General features: G+C 63.1%; 2 protein-coding genes. Both read right to left on the reverse strand.

Annotation, left to right across the window (positions count from 1 at the left end):
* Nucleotides 1–472 precede the first annotated feature (472 nt).
* Nucleotides 473–679 carry a hypothetical protein gene (locus VBE63_RS29470; protein ID WP_323686527.1) on the reverse strand — a complete coding sequence of 69 codons (207 nt, stop codon included), beginning with the start codon at nucleotides 677–679 and terminating at the stop codon, nucleotides 473–475.
* A partial coding sequence (locus VBE63_RS29475; protein WP_323686528.1) for an ExeA family protein occupies nucleotides 676–1,329 on the reverse strand: 654 nt, incomplete at its 5' end. The genes VBE63_RS29470 and VBE63_RS29475, both read right to left, overlap by 4 nt.

The raw sequence follows: 1,329 nt of genomic DNA on the forward strand, positions 1-1,329 counted from the left end.
GCTCCTCGGCCTAGACGTTCGCTACGTGGCATAGATGCTATGAATCACCCGCGCGGGCGGGAGGGGGTAGCGCTTGAGCAGCCGGTTAAAGGCCGACCAGTTCAGGCGCGTCGCACGCGAGCGGCGATTGAGCTACTTGCGCCAACGCCGTTGAACCTCGAACCGCAGCCGCGAGAGCGCTCGTGCGTTGCCGGTGATGCCGTAGTAGGCATCATGGCCCCTGAGCTTATGTTAGCTCTCACTTTATTCCACCGCAGTTTTCCCGAGCTATACCGCAGTCCATTCCCGAGCCTTTCTCGGATTGCTGACACCGGTGACAGAGTCAGAGCAGGTGAACGAGCGCGGGTCGTGCCTGGTGAGAGGCGAACGCGAATGTGCTGAGCGCGCCGCCAGGCGCGCGAATGACAAACGAGCGTGACATGCTCGGAAAAGGCGGGCCAGACGGCCCGCCGGCAGGACAGGCGAAGAGGCTCTAGAAGGGCAGCGGATCGTCGAACTCAAGCAACTCCAGCTGCTCATTGCGGCGCGTCTCCTCAGCGATCAGCGCCTGCATCTGCGAGCCGTAAACAGCGAAGAGCGCCTCAGAGAACGCCTCCAGCGCCTCCTGCACCGCCAGTGCCTGCTCTGGGGTCCAATGCTCCGGCAGCTCAAAGCGCATCAGATCCGCCAAGCCACTCATGCCGCTACCTCCTCACGTGCTGCCTGCACATGCTCGGCACTGACCTGGCGCGCCTGTTCAAGGGCCGCACTGGTCAACGCATAATGCGCCAAGCGATTGACCTTACGCGGCATCCCCTGGGTCGCCTGAAACAGCGCCTCCACCGCGGCGGGCTCAAACAACGGCAGCTCACAGCCGGCCAAGCGCAGACGATGGACCAGATATTCAGGCACCTCCTCACGCGTCAACCCGCTCAAGTGATGGCGCACCACGATGCGCTGCGCCAGGGACTCATGCACCGCCATGCCCAAGCGCCGGCGCAACTCCGTGAGCCCGACCAACAGCAGACACAGCCGGTTCTCCGAATCCATGTTGTAGTTCGTCAGCAGCCGCAGATCCTCGAGCACCTCATTGCGCAGATGATGCGCCTCATCGACGATCAGCACCGGGCGCTGCTTCGCCTCCAAGCTCAGGCGCGTGATCTCCAAGCGGATCGAGCGAAACGCCGCCGCCCAATTGCGCTCCACCGGCAGGCCCAGCTCCCAGGTGATGGTCTTGTACATATCCATCACATTGCCGGTCGACAGCGGGATATAGAACACCCGATACAGCCCCGGATGCAGATCCGCGGCCACCTTACGGCACACCGTCGTCTTCCCGGAACCGGCCTC

Source organism: Lamprobacter sp., from assembly GCF_034860625.1.
Classification (GTDB): Bacteria; Pseudomonadota; Gammaproteobacteria; order Chromatiales; family Chromatiaceae; genus Lamprobacter.